14 protein-coding genes are annotated in these 15661 nt (G+C 61.0%); 6 read left to right on the top strand and 8 right to left on the bottom strand.

Annotated features, from left to right (window positions below):
* Positions 1 to 36: 36 nt before the first annotated feature.
* Positions 37 to 807 carry a MipA/OmpV family protein gene (locus DYL61_RS15095; RefSeq protein ID WP_135308962.1) on the bottom strand — a complete coding sequence of 257 codons (771 nt, stop codon included), beginning with the start codon at positions 805 to 807 and terminating at the stop codon, positions 37 to 39.
* A 226-nt stretch (positions 808 to 1033) separates the two neighbouring features.
* On the opposite strand from DYL61_RS15095, the gene DYL61_RS15090 reads away from it, so the two are divergent.
* The 6 genes from DYL61_RS15090 (at position 1034) to DYL61_RS15065 (ending at position 8390) form a co-directional block, all read left to right on the top strand.
* Positions 1034 to 1735: an MtnX-like HAD-IB family phosphatase gene (locus DYL61_RS15090; protein WP_105696380.1), complete on the top strand. Its 702-nt coding sequence runs from the start codon at positions 1034 to 1036 to the stop codon at positions 1733 to 1735.
* Positions 1728 to 3122: an aspartate aminotransferase family protein gene (locus DYL61_RS15085; protein WP_105696379.1), complete on the top strand. Its 1395-nt coding sequence runs from the start codon at positions 1728 to 1730 to the stop codon at positions 3120 to 3122. Before DYL61_RS15090 ends, DYL61_RS15085 begins: the two co-directional genes overlap by 8 nt.
* Entirely contained in the window at positions 3119 to 4030 is a 912-nt protein-coding gene (locus tag DYL61_RS15080) for an alpha/beta hydrolase (protein ID WP_135308961.1), read from the top strand. The genes DYL61_RS15085 and DYL61_RS15080 overlap by 4 nt, the downstream gene beginning before the upstream one ends.
* Before the next feature lie 79 nt (positions 4031 to 4109).
* A complete protein-coding gene (locus DYL61_RS15075; protein ID WP_135308960.1) occupies positions 4110 to 5234 on the top strand; it encodes a GNAT family N-acetyltransferase in 1125 nt (374 codons plus the stop codon).
* Entirely contained in the window at positions 5234 to 7003 is a 1770-nt protein-coding gene (locus DYL61_RS15070) for a sensor histidine kinase (protein WP_135308959.1), read from the top strand. Before DYL61_RS15075 ends, DYL61_RS15070 begins: the two co-directional genes overlap by 1 nt.
* Entirely contained in the window at positions 6993 to 8390 is a 1398-nt protein-coding gene (locus tag DYL61_RS15065; RefSeq protein ID WP_135308958.1) for a sigma-54-dependent transcriptional regulator, read from the top strand. Before DYL61_RS15070 ends, DYL61_RS15065 begins: the two co-directional genes overlap by 11 nt.
* 104 nt (positions 8391 to 8494) lie before the next feature.
* Here the strand turns inward: DYL61_RS15065 and DYL61_RS15060 are convergent, their stop codons facing one another.
* The 7 genes from DYL61_RS15060 to DYL61_RS15030 all read right to left on the bottom strand — a co-directional run bounded on the left by DYL61_RS15060 (position 8495) and on the right by DYL61_RS15030 (position 15511).
* Complete coding sequence (locus DYL61_RS15060; RefSeq protein WP_135308957.1) at positions 8495 to 8833, bottom strand: GlpM family protein; 339 nt, start codon at positions 8831 to 8833, stop codon at positions 8495 to 8497.
* Positions 8833 to 10170 (bottom strand): two-component response regulator AauR, encoded by a 1338-nt coding sequence (gene aauR / locus DYL61_RS15055; protein ID WP_135308956.1) that lies wholly within the window; start codon positions 10168 to 10170, stop codon positions 8833 to 8835. The genes DYL61_RS15060 and aauR overlap by 1 nt, the downstream gene beginning before the upstream one ends.
* Positions 10167 to 12068 (bottom strand): two-component sensor histidine kinase AauS, encoded by a 1902-nt coding sequence (gene aauS, locus DYL61_RS15050; protein WP_135308955.1) that lies wholly within the window; start codon positions 12066 to 12068, stop codon positions 10167 to 10169. The genes aauR and aauS overlap by 4 nt, the downstream gene beginning before the upstream one ends.
* 173 nt (positions 12069 to 12241) lie before the next feature.
* Entirely contained in the window at positions 12242 to 12976 is a 735-nt protein-coding gene (locus DYL61_RS15045) for an amino acid ABC transporter ATP-binding protein (protein WP_017526340.1), read from the bottom strand.
* Complete coding sequence (locus tag DYL61_RS15040; protein ID WP_135308954.1) at positions 12973 to 13644, bottom strand: amino acid ABC transporter permease; 672 nt, start codon at positions 13642 to 13644, stop codon at positions 12973 to 12975. The genes DYL61_RS15045 and DYL61_RS15040 overlap by 4 nt, the downstream gene beginning before the upstream one ends.
* A complete protein-coding gene (locus DYL61_RS15035) occupies positions 13644 to 14390 on the bottom strand; it encodes an amino acid ABC transporter permease (protein ID WP_135308953.1) in 747 nt (248 codons plus the stop codon). Before DYL61_RS15035 ends, DYL61_RS15040 begins: the two co-directional genes overlap by 1 nt.
* A 194-nt stretch (positions 14391 to 14584) precedes the next feature.
* The gene (locus DYL61_RS15030) at positions 14585 to 15511 is read right to left on the bottom strand and encodes a glutamate/aspartate ABC transporter substrate-binding protein (RefSeq protein ID WP_135308952.1); all 927 of its coding nucleotides are present in this window, start codon (positions 15509 to 15511) and stop codon (positions 14585 to 14587) included.
* Positions 15512 to 15661: the final 150 nt, after the last annotated feature.

Below are 15661 nucleotides of genomic sequence, written 5' to 3'. Positions count from 1 at the left end.
GGGCTTGCCCCCTCCCACATTTTGTCCTCTGTTGTGTCAGTCGAACTTGTAGCTGATCGCGGTTTGCACCTGACCCTGGTTCACATCCCCCGTCTGCTTGACGATGCTGCTGTCCGCCGCCGATCCCACCAGGTGAATCCAGCTGGCGCTGGTCAATAACGACCAATTGCTGGCCAGTGGAAACTCGAAACTCTGGGTGAACGTCAGGTTCTGAAACCCGCCACTGGCGTTATACGGCCGAAACCCCGAGGCCGCGGATTCGTTGGCATCGACGCCGAAAAAGGTCTGCGTCTGGCGGCCGTCGGCGAAGTGCGCCATCAGGTTGGTGCTGCCGATAATGCCGCCGCCCAGCGGGTAGCCCAGCTCGCCACCGACTTTGCCCAGCACGCCATTCTGATCACTCACACCGCCGACGGCATGACCAACCTGGGCGTAGACCCGCCAGAAATCGGCCGGCGCGTATTGGACGAAGCCGCCCACCTCAGCCCGGTCCGAGACATCGTGCAGGCCCCGCAGCGAGCCGTTGGACGTGCGCCCCTGCAGGTAATTGATATAGGGGCCGGCGGTAAAGCCGTTGGTGTTCAAGGCGCTCCAGGTCAGGCCGTCATCGGTGCTCAGGCTGACGTTGCCCCAGTCCAGGTCCAGGTAGGGCACGGGACGGGTTTCGTAGCGGCTGCCGGTGGGGTCGTGGGGTTGATAGCTGATGCCTGCGCCCACTTCACCGGTGATCGGCTCGGCCAAGGCCGTGCTGGCAACGCCACATAGCCCGAGCACGCCGAGAAATACCGCAGAACTGACCTTGAGCATAAAGCGTTTCCTTGTCTGGACAGGCGCGCATGAACGCGCGAAGGGCCGCCCTCGCGCAAGCACTCATCTTGTTTGTAGCGAGCTACAAAAATTGTAGCTTGCGCGACACATATCGCCATCAGCCTCAGCCAAAGCCCCAACCCCGCTGGACGATAGCCAGTTGGCACACTCCCTGCTCTACACCCTTTGCAAGCGCATACAGCGCGCTCCTCCTAGGGTAAACGCAATGATCCACTGGCATATCGTGTGTGACTTCGACGGGACCATTACCCCCACCGATGTCATCGACAACGTCCTCCAACGCTTCGCCGGCCCCGAATGGGAAACCATCGAACAGGAATGGCTGGACGGGCATATCGGTTCCCGCGAATGCCTGAGCCGTCAACTGGCGCTGATCAAGGCCACCCCCAGCGAACTGCTGGCGTATTTCGACAGCGTGGAGATCGACCCGGACTTCCCGGACTTCGTCGACCACGTCATGGGCCTGGGCGCTTCCATCGAAGTGGTCAGCGACGGCATCGAGCAAGGCATCGCGCGCATCCTGTCGCGCAACTACGTGACCTTGCTGCCGATCCTCGCCAACCGCCTGCGCCAGGTCGACCAGAACAGCTGGCGCATCGACTTCCCGTATTCCAGCGACGCCTGCCGTGCTGCCTCCGGCAACTGCAAGTGCAAATCCACGCCGCGCAACAAGCGCGTGCTGGTGATCGGCGACGGTAAATCCGACATGTGCGTGGCCTCCACTGCCGACTTTGTGTTCGCCAAGGGCAGCCTCGCCGACTACTGCGTCGCCAACCACATTCCCCATGCGCGCTTCGACACCTTTGCCGAAGTGACCGCACTGCTGGCCCAACTGCCTCAAGGCATTGCCGCCAACGCCACCTCCTTTACTGCTGCCGACAATCAGGAACTCTTCCACCATGTCTGATATCCGTATCGCTACCGCCGAAGACCAGGTGCTTCTGGATAAAGAAGCCAAGTATTGCTCCTACGGCGACACCGTTCACTACATCGAGCCACCGCGTATTTTCAGCCGCTGCGAAGGCTCCTACGTGTGGGACACCGAAGACCAGGCCTACCTCGACCTGCAAATGTGGTACTCGGCGGTCAACTTCGGCTACGCCAACCCGCGCCTGAACAACGCACTGAAACAACAGATCGACACCCTGCCGCAAATCGCCAGCCAGTACCTGCACAAGGGCAAGATCGAGCTGTCGGAAATGATCGCAGTCGACGCCAAGAACAAGTTCGGCCTCGACGGTCGCGTGCACTTCAACGTCGGCGGTTCGCAGTCCATCGAAGACTCCCTGAAGGTGGTGCGTAACGCCAGCAACGGCAAAAGCCTGATGTTCGCCTTCGAAGGCGGCTACCACGGCCGTACGCTGGGCGCATCGTCGATCACCTCCAGCTACCGCTACCGTCGTCGCTACGGCCACTTCGGCGAGCGCGCGCAGTTCATCCCGTTCCCGTACCACTTCCGTGGCCCGAAAGGCATGACCAAGGAAGAGTACGGCAGCCACTGCGTGCAGCAATTCGCCCGCCTGTTCGAGACCGAATACAACGGTGTGTGGGACCCGAAAGTCGGTTCCAGCGAATACGCCGCGTTCTACGTCGAGCCGATCCAGGGCACCGGCGGCTACGTGATCCCGCCGATGAACTTCTACCGTGAGTTGAAGCACGTGCTGGACCAGCACGGCATCCTGATGGTGTCCGACGAAATCCAGATGGGCTTCTACCGCACCGGCAAATTGTGGTCGATCGAGCACTTCGACGTGCAGCCTGACGTGATCGTCTTCGGCAAGGCGCTGACCAATGGCCTCAACCCATTGGGCGGCATCTGGGCCCGTGAAGAGTTGATCAACCCGAAGATCTTCCCGCCAGGTTCGACCCACTCCACCTTCGCCTCCAACCCATTGGGTACGGCGGTCGGCCTGGAAATGTTCAAGATGACCAGCGAAGTCGATTACGGCGCCATGGTCATGGCCAAGGGCAAATACTTCCTGGAAGGCCTGCAAGACCTGCAAAAACGCTTCCCGATCATCGGCGATGTCGACGGCCTGGGCCTGGCGCTGCGCTGCGAAATCTGCGGCCCGGACGGCTTCACTCCGGACAAGGCGACTCTGGACTACATGGTTGAAGAAGGCATGAAAGGCGACATGATCGTCGACGGCCAGAAACTCGGCCTGATCCTCGATGTGGGCGGTTACTACAAAAACGTGATCACCCTGGCACCGTCCCTGGAAATCAGCTACCCGGAAATCGACCTGGGCCTGAAGCTGCTCGAGCAACTGCTGGTGCGGGCAACCAAACGGTGAACAGCCTCGAGATCGACCTCGGTGAAGGTGATGCCGGCTTCGTTCTCGGTGAAGGTCCGGTCGGGATCCTGTTGATCCACGGCCTGACCGGCACCCCGACGGAACTGCGCCAGGTCGCCAAAGGCCTGGCCAAGGCGGGTAACTGCACGGTGTACGTGCCCACCCTGGCCGGGCATTGCGGCGACAACAGCGACCTGCAAGCCACCGGCTGGCTGGACTGGTACGAAGGGGTGCGCAAGACCTTCGTACAGGTCAGGCAGCGGCACGAACAGGTGTTTGTCGGTGGCTTGTCCATGGGGGCGGTGATGTCGATGTACGTGGCCGCTGAACACCCTGGGCAAGTGGCCGGGCTGTTGATGTATTCCACCACCTTGAAGTACGACGGTTGGAGCATCAACAAGTTGGCGTTCCTCACGCCGTTGCTGATGAAGATTCCGTTCGGCGTGCACATCTGCCGTTTCGAAGAGAAGCCGCCATATGGCATCAAGAACGAACGCCTGCGGGCCATCGTCGAGCGGCAGATGAAGGAGGGCGAGAGCAGCGAGGCGGGTTTGTTGACCATGGAGGGCATCACCGTGCGTGAGTTGCACCGGATGAACGCCGTGGTCAAGAAGCGCATGCCCGAGGTCAAGGTGCCGGCGTTGGTGCTGCATTCCATCGAAGACGACATCACCAGTCGCTGGAATGCCGATTATGTGGAGCGCCACCTCGGCGGGCCAGTGACCAAGATCCTGTTGGACAACTGCTACCACATGATCACCGTCGACCTGCAATACCGCCGGGTGATCGAGTTGAGTGCTGAATTTGTCGGGCAGCACGCTGCAACTACAGGCGACCCGTTGTTGTGGCGAGGGAGCTTGCTCCCGCTGGGCAGCGAAGCTGCCCTAAAACCGGCCGCCTCTTTTTAGCTGGAAAAACTCAGTGGCGTTGATGGGGCTGCTTCGCAGCCCAGCGGGAGCAAGCTCCCTCGCCACAAAGGGACCTCATGTGATCACGACGCAAGCCTTCCCGACCCTCCGGGCCCTCCAGCGCAGTGCCTGGAACGACTGTTTCCCCGGTGCCCTGGAAGACTGGGACTATTACGTTGCCGTGGAAGACGCTGCTATCGATGATTTCCAGTGGCGTTATCTGGCGGTTTACGAAGAGGGAACGCTGGTGGCCGTGGCTGCCGCGTTCATCACCCATTATCGGCTCGACACCACGGTGTCGGGCGCCGGCAAGCGTTTGACCGAACGCCTGGAGCGACTGTGGCCGGGTGTTTTGCAATTGGGCCTGTATGCCATCGGTTCGCCGGTGGCCGAGCGCTGCGATGCCGGTTTTGCCAGCCATGTGCCACCGGCGCGCCGCCCGCTGCTGCTCCAGCATCTGCTCGCGGCGGCACGCCAGGATGCCGATCAATTCGGTATCGGCCTGGTGGCGGTCAAGGACGCACCGAGCAACGATCCGCACTGGGCCGACAGTTGCCGTGCCGCCGGTTTCCAAACCATGCCAAGCCTGCCCACCGGGCTCTTGCCGTTGCCGTATGGTTCGGTGGACGGCTACCTCGGCTCGCTGGGCAAATCCACCCGCAAGGACCTGCGCCGCAAACTCCGCGCGCCGGGGCCGCGGGTCGAATGGCGGCGCAATATCGACGACGTGTTGCCCGAGATCATGCGCCTGTACGACGCCACGCTGAGCCGTGCCGACCTGCAATTCGAACGCCTGCCGGCCGGTTATTTCACCGGGGTGCTCGAGCGTCTTGGAGAGCGTGCGGTGTGTGTTCTTTACTGGGTCGACGAGCACCTGGTGGCGTTCAACCTGATCCTGCTGGACGAACACCGACTGGTGGACAAGTTTTTCGGGCATGACGTCGAGTTCAGCCGCGAATACAACCTGTATTTCCGCAGTTGGCTGACCAATGTCGACTACTGTATTCAGCACAATATTGCGTTGTACGAGTGCGGGCAGGCCGGGTATGCCAGTAAGCTGCGCCTGGGCTGCGAGTTCCAGGGCAACAGTGTGTTTTTCCGGCATCGCAACCGGCTGGTCAACGGCCTGCTCAAGCTAGTAAAACTGTTTATTCGACCGGATCGTTCCGACCCTGCCATGGCTGCTGCGATAAGCGAAACCTGATGATCACCAAGACCCGCCAGAAAGCCCGCCCCTTTGCCATTTCGCGCTGGAGCGTCCAGCGCAAGCTGGTGCTGGCCTTCTGGTTGGTCAGCGTTATCCCCACCATGATCGCAGCGGAGTTGGCGGCGACCACCTTGTCGCAGATCTTCGACAGCAACGTGCGTATCTGGCTGCAAGAGTCGACCAAGATCGTCAAGGACGAGATCGGCGACATCCTCCACGACAACGCGCGCATGGCCAAATTGTTCCTGCGCTACACCAGCCCGCCCTCGAGCAAGCAGGCCGCCAAGCACGACCGGCTCACCGCCGACATTGCCGATGCCACGGATATCGACGTGGTGGCGCTGATCCGCGTCAGCGACCACAAGCTGGTGTTCAGCACCGCCGCCGACGACATCGTCAAACAGATCAACCTGACCAGCAACGCGGTGTTGCAGACCGTACAGGTCGCGGGCGTCAGCACGGGCATCGTGGTCTCGACCTTCGAAACCACCCAGGACGGTGTCGACTACCTGCTGCTGGTGGCAACCTACCTGGACAGCAGTTTCCTCACCAGCGTGGCCGATGTGCATTCCCTCGACCTGCGCTTGTACCTGGCCAACCCGGAGGGCTTCTCGGAAATTTTCTCGACCCAGCGCTTCCAGGATCACCCTTCGCGCATCCCGAAAAGCATCGAGACGCTGATGCGCAACACCCGGCAACCCAGCGAGCAGTTCACCAATAACTACAGCGGTCTGTACTGGCCGATCTTCAACGATGCCGGTGACCTGCAAGGCGTGATTTTCAGCGGCCTGCTGCGCCACACCAGCCTGGTGGGGCTGGTGAACCAGAGCAACCTGTTCGTGCTGATTTTCCTGCTCAGTTCGGCGCTGTCGCTGGCGGCCGGGGTGCTGGTGTCGCGGCGCCTGACCAAGCCACTGCGGGATTTGTCCCAAGGCGTGGACGCGGTGATTTCCGGCAACTATGAGCACCGCGTGCTGGTCAGCGGTGGTGACGAACTGGCGCAGTTGAGCAGTACCTTCAACCACATGACCGAGCGCCTGGGTGAATTGCATCACCTTGAGGCCCAGCTGCGTCGGCGTGACCGCTTGCACGCGCTGGGCGAGGTCGCCATGGGGCTGGCCCATGAGATCCGCAATCCGCTGGGCATCATCAAGACCGCCACCCAACTGCTGCACCGCCGCGCCGACCTGGCGGAAACCGACAAGCGCCATCTGGAGTACGTGATCAGTGAAGTCAGCCGCATCAACGAACTGATCACCGAATTCCTCGATTTCGCCAAGCCCAATCCACCGCTGCGGGCGCTGCAAGCGGCACGCCCGTTGGTGGACGAGATCCTCGGCTTTTGTGCACCGGAACTGGCGACCCACAACATCGATGCGCAGATCGATGACCAGGCGCCGGGCGCGACGATCTACGCCGACGCCAAGCAACTCAAGCAGGCCTGCCTCAACCTGATTCTCAACGCCATCGACGCCATGCCCGACGGCGGACGCCTGACCCTGGGCATTCGCAGTGTGGGCGACAACACCTTGATCAGCATTGCCGACACCGGCCAGGGCATTCCGGCAGACATGATCGAACGCATCTTCACGCCATTCGTCACCACCAAGGCCTCGGGCACCGGCCTGGGCCTGGCCAAAGTCTATTCGATCATGGAAAGTCACGATGGCAGCATCGAATGCGCCAGTGAGAAAGATGCCGGCGCCACGTTCAGCCTGTACATTCCGGCAACGGGCGAAGACGACGAGGACAGTCATGACGCATAACATTCTGGTGGTCGACGACGAACCCAAGCTCTGCGACTTGCTGGCATCGGCCCTGGGCCAGAACGAGGTGCAGGTGTTTATCGCCGGCAACGGCCTGCACGCCCTCAAGGTGCTGGAGCAGGAAGACATCGACCTGGTGATCAGCGACTGGCGCATGCCCGGCATGGACGGGCCGGCGTTGCTGGCGGAAATCAAAGTGCGTTACCCGCATGTGCCGGTGATCGTGATGACGGCCTACAGCACGGTGAAAAACGCCGTGCAGTCGATGCGCAACGGCGCCTACGACTACATCGCCAAGCCGTTCGATATCGACGAACTGGACATCACCGTGGCCAAGGCCCTGCAGTTTCGCGACATCATGCGCGACAACGCACGCCTGCGCGCCGAACTCGATGAACACGCACAATTCGACAGCCTGGTGGGCGACAGCCCGGCCTTTCGCAAAGTGCTGCAAGCGGTGGACTCGGTGCGCGACAGCAGCGCCACTATCTTGCTGACCGGCGAAAGCGGCACCGGCAAGGAAATGGTCGCCCGCGCCATCCACAAGCACGGCAGCCGCGCCGACAAGCCCTTTGTGGCGGTGAACTGCGCGGCGATCCCCGAAGGCCTGCTGGAAAGCGAAATGTTCGGCCATCGCAAGGGCGCGTTTACCGGCGCCGTGTCGGACCGGGTAGGGCGCTTTCAGCAGGCCGACAAGGGCACGCTGTTTCTCGATGAAGTGGGCGATATGCCGCTGGCGTTGCAGGCCAAGATCCTGCGCGCCTTGCAGGAGCGCGTGATCGAACCGGTGGGCGACCCCCGCGAGCGCAAGGTGGACGTACGGGTGATTGCCGCCACCAACAAGAACCTGCTGGAGGCGGTAGCCAACAAGGAGTTTCGTGAAGACCTGTATTACCGGCTCAATGTATTCCCGATCCCTTTACCGGCATTGCGTGAGCGCGTGGAGGATATCGCACCACTGGCCCGCCACTTTGCCCAGACCTTGAGCGCCAGCGCCGGCAAGCGCATCACCGGTTTCAGCCCCGAGGCGTTGCAGGCCATGGCGGCGTATCACTGGCCGGGCAATATCCGTGAGCTGCAAAACTGTGTGGAACGGGCGACCATCGTCGCGGCCACGCCGGTGATCGAAGATATCGACTTGCCGGGTTACCTGTTTGCCTCGAAGCCGAGTGAGGGCGGTGTGACGGCGATTCTCAGCGACGGGCCGGGCATTCCCCAGGACCTGGATGCAGCGCTGGCGGAGGTGGAGAAGGCCTACATTCTGGCGGCGTTGCAGGAGAGTAACGGGGTGCAGGCCGCGGCGGCACAAAAGATCGGAATTTCCGAGAGAAGCTTCTGGTATCGCTTGAAAAAGCTCGGCATCCAGGTCGACAAAATAGTCCGCTGACACACCTGGCTTAAAAATGTGAGGGGTGTACTCAGTTTCCAGGCAGGGTACAGAGCCAAATGTGGGAGGGGGCAAGCCCCCTCCCACATTTGAACTGAGTTGTGTCAGGTGTGCAGACGCATCCAGATGCTCACCAAGATCGTCGCGGCGATTAGCCACGCCACCGTCGCCACCGCCAACGAAGCCTCCAACCGCATCCGATCCACCATCACATACAACGCCACCAAATACACAAAATACGGAATGACCGACCACATCCCAAACACGATGGTGGTCTTCAAATCCTCCACCGAGCGGCCCTTGCCGACGATGTAATGGGCGATCAACGCAAAGGTCGGAAACAGCGGTACCAAGCCTGCGATGTAATAGTTTTTGGTCTTGGCCAGCATCGCCAGCAGCACCACCATGGCCGCGCCCAGGGCGGCCTTCAAGGCAAGATCCATCAGTGGCTCAATCCGTATTTTTTGACTTTATCGAACAGGGTGGTCTTGGCCATCCCCAGTTCCTGGCTCGCCTGGGTCAGGTTGCCGCCGCTGCGTTGCAGGGCGTCATTGAGCAGGTTGCGCTCGAAGGCTTCCACCGCTTCGGTAAACGCCAGGCCTTGGCTGCCGCTGCTGGCGCCGCTTTTCTTGAAGGCGGGCAGGCCAAGGGCGAAGCGTTCGGCGACGTTGCGCAGTTCACGTACGTTGCCCGGCCAGTCGTGGCTCATCAGGCTCGACAGGGTTTGGTTGTCCAGCTCCGGCGCGGTGCGGTCGAAGCGCAGGGATGACTGCTGCAGGAAGTGTTCGAACAGTTGCAGGATGTCTTCGCGGCGTTCGCGCAGGGGCGGCAGTTCCAGGGTGACCACGTTGAGGCGGTAATACAGGTCGCTGCGAAATTGGCTGGCGCGGCTCAACTCGTCAAGGTCGGACTTGGTGGCAGCGATCACCCGGCAATCCACCGCCACGCTCTGGTTTGAACCGAGGCGTTCCAGGGTGCGCTCCTGTAACACCCGCAGCAATTTGATCTGCAGGTTGATCGGCATGCTTTCCACTTCATCGAGGAACAGCGTGCCCTGGTGGGCGTGTTCGATCTTGCCGATGCGGCGCTTGCCGGCGCCGGTAAAGGCGTTGGCCTCGTGACCGAAAATCTCGCTTTCGAACAGGTTCTCCGGCAGGCCACCGCAATTCAACGCGACGAACTGATGATCGTGGCGCCGGCTGAAATCATGCAGGCAGCGGGCGACCAGTTCTTTGCCGGTGCCGGTTTCGCCCTCGATCAACACGTTGGCCGAGGTGTCGGCGACGTTGGCGATCAGTTCGCGCAGGTTCTGCATGGCCGGCGAGCGGCCGATGATGCGGCCTTCCAGGGAATCACGCTCGGCCAACTGACGACGCAGCGACCAGACTTCCCGCGCCAGCCCGCGTTGTTCCAGGGCGCGGCGGGCGACGTCCACCAGGCGTTCGGGAGAGAAGGGTTTCTCCATGAAATCATAGGCGCCGGTGCGCATTGCGCCGACGGCCATGGAGATATCGCCATGCCCGGTGATCAACACTACCGGCAGGCTCTTATCCAGTGCTTTAAGGCGAGTGAGCAACTCCAGGCCGTCGATGCCCGGCAGGCGGATATCGCTGATCACAATGCCTGCAAAGTTTTCGCCGATGCGCTTCAACGCCTCTTCGGCACTGCCCACGCCGACGCTGGGAATGTCTTCCAACGCCAGGGCTTGCTGGCAACCGAGCAGCACATGGGGATCGTCTTCGACAATCAGGACGGTGAGGTCTGTAGGATCAGTATTCATGTCGACTCAGCTTTTTGAGCACCCGCCAACGGCAGGCACAAGACAAAGGCAGTACCACCACTGGCCGGATGCTCCACGGCGAGGTTACCGCCGGTGGCCGCCGCGAGGCTGGCGGACAGGGTCAGGCCCAGCCCCAGGCCTTGCTCGCCGGGTTTGGTGGTGAAGAACGGTTCAAACAAATGCTTGCGCGCCTCGGGGTCGATGCCGTGGCCGTTGTCGCGCACCAGCAAGCGGTATTTGCCTTCGCCGCTGCTGCCTTCCAGCCACAGCTCGGGGGCCGGTTGGGCCTGCATGGCATCGAGGGCGTTGCCGATCAGGTTGACCAGAATTTGCTCCAGGCGCGTCTGGTCGATTTGCAATTGGGCGGGGGCGAAGTCGCGGTGCAGGGTCAGCGGCAGGCTGTCCAGGCGCGCGCCGAGTACCTGGAACGCCGCGTCCACCGCGTTGCCCAGGCTGGCTTCGCCCTGGTCATCCCCGCGCCGGGCAAAGGAGCGCAGGCTGGCGGTGATGCGGCCCATGCGGTCGATCAGTTCGTTGATGGTCTTGAGGTTGGCGCTGGCAGTGTCCAGGGCGCCGCGTTCGAGGAAACGCACGGTGTTGCCGGACAAGGTGCGCAGCGCAGCCAAGGGTTGGTTCAGTTCATGGGCGATGCTGGTGGACATCTGGCCGATGGCCGCCAGTTTGCCGGCCTGTACCAGTTCGTCCTGAGCGCGGCGCAGGGTTTCTTCGGCCTGGCGCCGTTCACGGATCTGGCTCTTGAGCCGTTCGTTGCTGGCGCGCAGGTCGGCGGTGCGGTCGGCGATTCGGCGCTCCAGCTGGCTGTTGGCTTCCTGCAAGGCCTCTCGTGCCGCAAGGCGGGTGGCGATGACCTTGCGCCGCTCGTTCCAGGCAATCAGCAAAAACGCCACCAGGCCAAAGGCCACGGCCACCAGAATGCCTTGGTTGATCGCTGCGCGGCGCAGGTCATTCAACGGCGTCAGCAGGGTGAAGTTCCAGGGTGTGTCATTGAGCGGCCGGGTCTGTGCGAGGTAGCTGACTTCGTGCTCGTCGTTGACCACTTCGCTGTTGGCCGGAAAGGTGAGCTTCTCGGTGCCTTCGTTGAGGCGCTCGCGGGCCAGGGGCTCCAGCTCGTTGAGCGTCGCCCAGTAATATTGCAGGCTGTGGGCCAGGCGTTCCTTGGTGTCATCGCTCAGCGGCCGTACGGCTTTGAGGCGGCGGGCCGGATCGCTGGACAGAATGATGATGCCGTTTTCGTCGCTCACAAAGGCTTCGAGGCGTGCACGTTGCCAGCGTTCTTCCAGCGCTTCGAGGCGCACCTTGACCACGGCCACGCCGATGATCTTGCCGTGCTCCTCCAGGCCATGGGCCAGGTAGTAGCCGGGTTCGCCGTTGGTGCTGCCGATGCCGTAGAAACGCCCGGGTTGGCCACGTACGGCATTCTGGAAATAGGCTCGGAAGGACAGGTCCTCACCCTGGTAACTGTCGGCATCGCGCCAGTTACTGGTGGCCAGCACGCGGCCGGTGGTGTCCATCACGTAGATGGCCCGACTGCGACTGCGCCGGTTCAGGCCTTCGAGGTAATCGTTGACGGCCTTGCGGGTTTCCTGATTTGGCTCTGCCAGCAACTTGGACACGCTGGATTCAAGCTCCAGCAGGCTGGGCAGGTAGGTGTATTTGCTCAGTTCGCTTTCGACGGTGCGGGCGTGCAGCTCCAGCTGGCGTTCGCCGGTGTCGCTGAGGGTGCGGATGCCATAGAACTCACTGATCCAGAAGCCGATAAACCCCAGGCCGATCATCAGGGCGACGATCAACGGCGGCAGGAACAGTTGGCGAATCAGACGAGGCTTCACGGCAAGTGATGGCGGCGCGGCGCGAAATTGGTTGGGGTCGCATTTCATCACAGATGCCTTGGGTCAACCAGAGCTTGCCATCCTGCGCGGACCAATGTGGGAGGGGGCTTGCCCCCGATAGCAGTCAGTCAGTTGATAAATCAGGTGACTGATCCACCGCCATCGGGGGCAAGCCCCCTCCCACAGTTGGCCCGGTTTCTACAGGAGGAGCTGTGTAGGGCTTAGTGCTGCAGGATTTTCTCAAGGAAGTGCTGCGCGCGTTCGGAGCGGGCGCTGATGTCGCCGAAGAACTCTTCTTTCGGACAGTCTTCGATGATCTTGCCGGCGTCCATGAAGATCACACGGTCGGCCACTTTGCGGGCGAAGCCCATTTCGTGGGTCACGCACATCATGGTCATGCCTTCCTGGGCCAGCTGCACCATCACGTCGAGTACTTCGTTGACCATTTCCGGGTCGAGTGCCGAGGTCGGTTCGTCGAACAGCATGACGATCGGGTCCATGGCCAGGGCGCGGGCGATGGCCACACGCTGTTGCTGGCCGCCGGATAGCTGGCCCGGGTGCTTGTGGGCATGGGCCGACAGGCCAACACGCTCGAGCAATTGCAGGCCTTTCTTGGTGGCTTCTTCCTTGCTGCGGCCCAGCACCTTGATCTGCGCGATGGTCAGGTTTTCGGTGATGGTCAGGTGCGGGAACAGTTCGAAATGCTGGAACACCATGCCCACCCGCGAACGCAGTTTCGGCAGGTTGGTCTTAGGGTCGGCGATGGAGGTGCCATCGACCACGATGTCGCCTTTCTGGAACGGTTCCAGCGCGTTGACGCACTTGATCAGGGTGGACTTACCCGAGCCGGACGGCCCGCACACCACGATCACTTCGCCTTTTTTGACATCGGTGCTGCAATCGGTCAGCACCTGGAAGTCGCCATACCACTTGTTGATGTTCTTGATAGAGATCATACGGCAAACCTTTTTTGCAGACGCTTGACCAGCAGCGAGGCGGAAAAGCTGATGATGAAGTAGACGACACCGGCGAAGATCAGGAACTCATTGGAGCGGCCGATGATGTCGCCGTTGGAGCGGGCGGAGTTGAGGAAGTCCACCAGGCCCACGGTGTAGACCAGCGAGGTGTCCTGGAACAGGATGATCGACTGTTGCAACAGCAACGGGGTCATCTTGCGGAATGCCTGGGGCAGGATGATCAGGCGCATGGTCTGGCCATAGGTCATGCCCATCGCTTGCGCTGCGCCCATCTGGCCCTTGGGGATCGACTGCACGCCGGCCCGCACGATTTCACAGAAGTACGCGGCTTCGAACATCATGAAGGCCACGACGCAGGAGGTGAACGCGCCGATCGGGGTGTCTTCGCCGGTGATCCAGCGCAGCACGAAGGGCACCGCCAGGTAGAACCAGGTGATCACCAACAGCAACGGGATCGAACGGAAGTAGTTCACATAGGCGCCGGCCACGTTGGCGAGCAGTTTGCTGGACGACAGGCGCATCAGCGCCAGGATCGTACCCAGTGCAATACCGCCGACCACGCCCATGACCATCAACTGCAAGGTCATCAGCATGCCGTTCCACAGGCCCGGGATCGCGGGGATGATGCCGCTGAAATCGAAGTCCATTATTTACCCCCCACGGAGATCAGGCCGGGCACCGCGACTTTCTTCTCGACCAGGCGCATCAGCAACATCAGGCTCATGTTCAGGGTGAAGTAGATCAGCGTGGCCAGGGTGAAGGCTTCAAACAGGTTGGCCGAGAACTCGGCGGTCTGTTTGGTTTGGGCCAGCAATTCCATCAAGCCGATCAGGGACGCCACGGAGGAGTTCTTGAACACGTTGAGGAATTCCGAGGTAAGCGGCGGAATGATGATCCGGTAGGCCTGGGGCAGCAGCACGTTCCAGTAGATCTGCGGCAGCTTGAAGCCCATGGCGCGGGCGGCGGACTCTTGGCCGCGTGGCAGCGCCTGGATGCCGGTACGCACTTGCTCACACACACGGGCGGCGGTGAACAGGCCCAGGCACACGACGACGCTCAGGTAGGCCGAGGTGGTCGGGTTGAGGTCTTGTTTGTACCAGTCCTGCAGGTTCTGCGGCAGCAGGTCGGGTATCAGGAAGTACCAGATGAACAGCTGCACCAGCAGCGGCACGTTACGAAACAGTTCCACGTAGCAGGTCGCGATGCCCGCCACGATGCGGTTTGGCACAGTGCGCATGACCCCCAGAATGGAGCCCAGCAGCAAGGCGATAATCCATGCCACGATGGCGATGGCAATGGTCCAGCCCAGGCCGGCGATGTACCAGTCGAGATAAGTCTCGCTGCCCACGCCGGTGGACTTGAAGAACACGCCCCAGTCCCAGTTGTAATTCATTAGGGTCTCCCCTCGAGATCGATCGATGTACAAGCACCCGCTTGGGGAAAATCCTTTCCCGCCCGGCGATGAACGCCAGGCACACGCGATCGGCTCGAAAACCGCCAGGTCGAGTGTTCCACAATAAAACCAGCAGGTAGTAACAGACGCCTGAGGGAGGGTTGGCTCCCTCAGGAGATAAGCTTAGTCAGGTATCAGATTTTTACGTCAGGCGCCGGCTTGTCAGTCGGGTTGGCGATCAGATCTTTAACTTTTTCGCTCATCGGGAAGTTCAGGTTCAGGCCTTTTGGTGGGATCGGGCTCTCGAACCACTTGCTGTAGATCTTGTTGATCTCGCCGGATTTGAACAGCGCGACGATGGCGTCATCCACAGCCTTCTTGAACTCAGGGTCGCCTTTGCGAACCATGCACGCGTAAGCCTCGAAGGATTGCGGAGTGCCGGTAATGATCCAGTCAGCCGGTTTCTTGGCCTTGGCTTCTTCACCGGCCAGCAGGGCGTCGTCCATCATGAACGCTACGGCGCGGCCGCTTTCCAGCATCTGGAAGGATTCGCCGTGGTCTTTGGCGGAGATGACGTTCATGCCCATCTGCTTGTCGGCGTTCATCGCCTTGATGATGCGCTCGGACGTGGTGCCGGCGGTGGTCACGACGTTCTTGCCCTTGAGGTCGGCAAAATCAGCGTAGGACGGCTTGCCATCCTTGTCTTTCTTGACCAGCAGGCGGGTGCCGATTTCGAAGATGTTGACGGTGAAATCAACTTGCTGGGCGCGTTCGGCGTTGTTGGTGGTGGAGCCGCACTCAAGGTCCGCGGTGCCGTTCTGGATCAACGGGATACGGGTTTGCGAGGTCACCAGGTTGTACTTGACCTTCAGGTCGGGTTTGTTCAGGTCTTTTTTCAGGGCTTCAACCACAGCCAGCTGAACGTCGTGGGAGTAGCCCACAGGTTTGCCCGAACCATCCGCGATGTAGGAAAACGGAATGGAGCTGTCGCGGTGAGCGAGGGTGATGGTGCCGGAGTCGTTGATTTTCTTCAGTGTGCCGGTGAGTTCGGCGGCGAAAACTGGAGTGCTGATCAGAGCAGCAGCGATAGCTGCGCCCAGGATATGGGGAACAATGCGCATCAATACTTCCTCGACATTTGTTTTTTTTATGAAGCCGGCTAAACGGCTCTCTTGTACAGCGAATGCCCGTGACGGCTCCTGAGGCGTCCCAGGCAATCGTCAGGGAGTGTAGAGCATGAGTCGTGCCAGACCGGAAATAAAAGGTTAACT

Origin of the sequence: Pseudomonas nabeulensis, from assembly GCF_004682045.1 — a bacterium.
Taxonomy (GTDB): Bacteria; Pseudomonadota; Gammaproteobacteria; order Pseudomonadales; family Pseudomonadaceae; genus Aquipseudomonas; species Aquipseudomonas nabeulensis.
Note: the sequence above shows the minus strand (reverse complement) of the source record. Positions and strands in the feature narration are given on the sequence as shown.

Excerpts from the sequence above, each read along its gene's own strand:
- DYL61_RS15070 (WP_135308959.1), top strand. The coding sequence starts at position 5,234 with ATGATCACCAAGACCCGCCAGAAAGCCCGCCCCTTTGCCATTTCGCGC.
- DYL61_RS15030 (WP_135308952.1), bottom strand. The coding sequence starts at position 15,511 with ATGCGCATTGTTCCCCATATCCTGGGCGCAGCTATCGCTGCTGCTCTG.
- DYL61_RS15065 (WP_135308958.1), top strand. The coding sequence starts at position 6,993 with ATGACGCATAACATTCTGGTGGTCGACGACGAACCCAAGCTCTGCGAC.
- DYL61_RS15045 (WP_017526340.1), bottom strand. The coding sequence starts at position 12,976 with ATGATCTCTATCAAGAACATCAACAAGTGGTATGGCGACTTCCAGGTG.
- DYL61_RS15060 (WP_135308957.1), bottom strand. The coding sequence starts at position 8,833 with ATGGATCTTGCCTTGAAGGCCGCCCTGGGCGCGGCCATGGTGGTGCTG.
- DYL61_RS15035 (WP_135308953.1), bottom strand. The coding sequence starts at position 14,390 with ATGAATTACAACTGGGACTGGGGCGTGTTCTTCAAGTCCACCGGCGTG.
- DYL61_RS15090 (WP_105696380.1), top strand. The coding sequence starts at position 1,034 with ATGATCCACTGGCATATCGTGTGTGACTTCGACGGGACCATTACCCCC.
- DYL61_RS15085 (WP_105696379.1), top strand. The coding sequence starts at position 1,728 with ATGTCTGATATCCGTATCGCTACCGCCGAAGACCAGGTGCTTCTGGAT.
- aauR (WP_135308956.1), bottom strand. The coding sequence starts at position 10,170 with ATGAATACTGATCCTACAGACCTCACCGTCCTGATTGTCGAAGACGAT.
- aauS (WP_135308955.1), bottom strand. The coding sequence starts at position 12,068 with ATGAAATGCGACCCCAACCAATTTCGCGCCGCGCCGCCATCACTTGCC.
- DYL61_RS15040 (WP_135308954.1), bottom strand. The coding sequence starts at position 13,644 with ATGGACTTCGATTTCAGCGGCATCATCCCCGCGATCCCGGGCCTGTGG.
- DYL61_RS15095 (WP_135308962.1), bottom strand. The coding sequence starts at position 807 with ATGCTCAAGGTCAGTTCTGCGGTATTTCTCGGCGTGCTCGGGCTATGT.